Annotated in this window: 3 protein-coding genes; 2 read left to right on the forward strand and 1 reads right to left on the reverse strand. The window is 45.9% G+C overall.

The window, feature by feature from the left end; genetic code table 11:
• Positions 1–8 precede the first annotated feature (8 nt).
• A complete protein-coding gene (locus tag AACQ17_RS07625) occupies positions 9–254 on the forward strand; it encodes a hypothetical protein (RefSeq protein WP_017043657.1) in 246 nt (81 codons plus the stop codon).
• Positions 255–449: 195 nt separating this feature from the next.
• Complete coding sequence (locus AACQ17_RS07630) at positions 450–3,206, forward strand: immune inhibitor A domain-containing protein (RefSeq protein ID WP_094147600.1); 2,757 nt, start codon at positions 450–452, stop codon at positions 3,204–3,206.
• A gap of 73 nt (positions 3,207–3,279) precedes the next feature.
• Here the strand turns inward: AACQ17_RS07630 and AACQ17_RS07635 are convergent.
• A partial coding sequence (locus AACQ17_RS07635) for a lipase secretion chaperone (protein ID WP_276206505.1) occupies positions 3,280–3,626 on the reverse strand: 347 nt, incomplete at its 5' end.

The raw sequence follows: 3,626 nt of genomic DNA on the forward strand, positions 1-3,626 counted from the left end.
GATATACTGTGAAACATTTAATTTATTTTTTATTAATTAGTTACTCATCAATTAGCCTTGCTCAATCTTCAGTTGATGATGAACGGTTGCTCGCCTCATTAATCGAACGAGGTGTGATATGTGAAGGGCTGACATCAGAACAGCAACAACAAGCACTTGCCCTTTATCTACAAAGAAAACACCACAAAGAAAAGTCTCTCAATTCGACAACTCATCAAGAAGAAGCGTGTATTTCTCCGCCGAAGAGCGACTAAATCACCTGTTCAATCTTCACTGAATAACACTCAGAAAACTTGCCTAGATAAGAATATACCAGCCACTCATTGCGTCCATGAATTCTATTTTATGGCGATGAAAGCCATTTATTCTCTATAGCGCTCAGTCGTATGGAAATCAGTTCAGTGAAATTGTTAATACCATAAATACAGAAAGAAAAATAAGGAAAGCAGATGAAACACATAAGGAAAACCTTGCTTGCGTCAGCAATGGTAACACTATTTAACGTCAGTGCTTATGCGCACACCCCGATTGATTTAGGGGTAGTCAATGAAGATAAACTCATTGAAATGTTAGTGCGTAACGGTGTTGTGGATGGCAATGCTACCGATGCAATCAAGCGCGATGCCTTGGATCGTTATTTAGAGCAGAAAATCAAATCGGGCTTCCACGGTGATGCGCAATTTGGTAAGCAAGCTCTTGAGCAACGCGCACGGGTATTAAAGACCATTGAAAAACAAAAAGGCCACCAAAAAGCCAGCGTTTTTGCTCTCGATATCAGCACCAAACGCACCGATAAGGTATTAGCGCTTTTAATTGATTTTCCCGATTTACCTTGGAACGATAACCGCCTGACCAAAGAGCATACTGAAATGCTCTATGCCAGCTACAATCCACCTCACTATCAAGATCTGCTTTTTTCCGATGCGGGCTATGCAGGCCCTAATGGAGAAAATTTCATCTCGATGCGTCAGTATTATGAAAGCGAGTCTGGGCAAAGCTACAGTGTGGCCGGGCAAGCCGCAGGTTGGTATCGCGCGTCTAAAAACGCCGCGTTTTACGGGGGCAACTCTGCAACAACAGACAAAGATATGAATGCGCAAGAGTTGGTGCGCGAAGCACTGAACCAACTGGCGCAAGACCCTAGTATTAATCTGGCCGATTACGATATTGAAGATCGTTACGATTACAATGGTAATGGCAACTTCCGCGAACCGGACGGCGTAATCGATCACTTGATGGTGTTCCATGCATCCGTTGGTGAAGAAGCCGGCGGCGGTGTGCTTGGACCTGACGCCATATGGTCCCACCGTTATAATCTCGGCCAACCTTATGTCCTTCAAGGCACAAAAAGTACGCTTCCAGATCGCTTTAACGGCCAATATGCCGCCTTTGATTACACCATGCAACCGATTGATGCGGCCGCTGGGGTTTGCGCACACGAGTATGGCCACGATTTAGGTTTGCCTGACGAATACGATACCCAATACACAGGTAAAGGTGAGCCAGTTTCTTATTGGTCCATCATGTCTTCTGGCAGTTGGGCCGGAAAAATTGGCGGAACACAACCGACGGCATTCAGCTCTTGGTCTAAACAGTTCTTACAAAAAGCGGTCGGTGGTCGTTGGATCAATGACGATCAAATTTCGATTGCAGAGTTAGAGAAAAATCCTCGCGTATTTACCCTATTCCAAACCACTGACAATGCTCGACCAAATATGGTGAAGATTGATTTACCACTGAAACGTGTTGATGGAGTGAAGCCTTATCAAGGTTCGTCCGCTTTTTATTCAAACCGAGGCGATGATCTGAAAAATAGCATGTCTCGTAAGCTTTCTATCCCTACAGGTGAACAAGCTACGCTGAATTTTAAAGCATGGTATCAGATTGAAAAAGACTACGACTTTGCACGCGTACTGATCAATGGTAAAGCGATTGCTGGTAACATCACCACCATGGATGACCCGTACAATACAGGGCTTGTACCTGCTATTGCTGGTCAGTCGGATGGCTGGGTTGATGCGATATTTGACGTCTCCCAGTGGGCAGGCCAAGAAGTGACACTCAGCTTTGACTATGTCACTGATGGCGGCTTAGCCATGGAAGGTCTTTACCTTGATAACCTACAGTTAGAGGTCGACGGGCAGCAAACCCTTATTGATGATGCCGAAGGAACATCCACCTTCGCCTTTAAAGGTTACACCACCAACAATGGCTTCCATGAAGCTCCACACTATTATTTACTGCAATGGCGTAGCCACAATGACGTCGACCAAGGCTTAGCCAATATCAAACGCATGGGCCAGTTGATGACTTTCGAACCCGGCCTACTGGTTTGGTATGTGGATGAATCTTACACGGATAACTGGGTAGGTAACCACCCAGGTGAAGGTTGGTTAGGTGTCGTCGATGCGGATCAAAACGCATTGGTTTGGTCAAAAACCGGTGAGACCGCACAAACGCGCTTCCAAGTGCGAGATGCAACCTTCTCATTGCAAGATCAAACACCTCTACGTTTAGTCGCTGCCGATGGTGATGTGCTCGAAGACACAAGCTTAATCGGTAATGGTAATTTCTCTGATGGCGCGGATTACAGCTCACCATTAGTACCAGATGCTGGACGTAAGTTAACGGAATTTGGCTTGATGATCGACATCCTCAACCAAGGCCAAGACAATGAGTACGGCGTAATTCGCTTATCAAAAGTCAGCGAACAAAACCAAGCTCCTGTCGCCAACTTTGAGCTTAAAACCGACGGTTTATCTGTCAGTGCTCTCAACTACAGCCATGATGAAGATGGCGAGCTAGTCAGTTACGCATGGGGTTTTGGTAACGGCCAAATGAGCAGCGAAATGGCGCCAAGCTGGAGCTACACCAAAGCAGGGCAATACACAGTAAGCCTAACCGTAACGGATGATAAAGGCGCAGCCAACACCACTACGCGCACAATACAGGTTGAAGTGCCTAACGCATTACCACAAGCCAGTGCTAAGTACATCCACCTTGGACGCTGGGTAACAATGTGGTCAACCAGCAGCGATAGCGATGGGCGAATTGTCGATACGGAATGGACCCTGCCGAATGGAAAAATAAAACGTGGCAAACTCTTCACCGCCATTTTCCCAAGCTCTGGAAAACATGAAGTGAAAATTAAAGTGATGGATGACAAAGGTGCAACAGTGACTAACACCATTGTGGTGAATTTGTAACCACCTATTCTATTTTCTCTTAGAGAACTTGAGCGCGGCTTCGGTCGCGCTCTTCTTTATTGGATAAACAGAATTAAAGCGATTGATCACTTAACCTTTCCAACGCCTCGACGCGTTTGAGTTGTTTGACCTCAAACGTTTGGGTACGCAGTTGCGTAATTTGCTGATTTTTTTCATCTTGGCTCAAGCGCGTATTTTCAAGCACCGCCGAACGCTGTTGTAGATAGTTTTCGAGATGCTGAGAAAACTGCTCTCGTTGTTCACTAAGCTGCGTTAACCGCTGTGCTCCTTGTTCGCCAACCAACTCGTTCCAAGCTAAGTATTGCTCTTGCGTGGACAAATGGCGACTCGCGTTGAGTGCTGGCAGTAGTTGTACATTGCGTTCACTGCGCTGAATGTATTCTGGCTGCTGTGCTAATA

This window comes from Vibrio sp. V10_P2A27P122 (assembly GCF_963874335.1).
GTDB lineage: Bacteria > Pseudomonadota > Gammaproteobacteria > Enterobacterales > Vibrionaceae > Vibrio > Vibrio anguillarum.

Excerpts from the sequence above, each read along its gene's own strand:
- AACQ17_RS07630 (WP_094147600.1), top strand. The coding sequence starts at position 450 with ATGAAACACATAAGGAAAACCTTGCTTGCGTCAGCAATGGTAACACTA.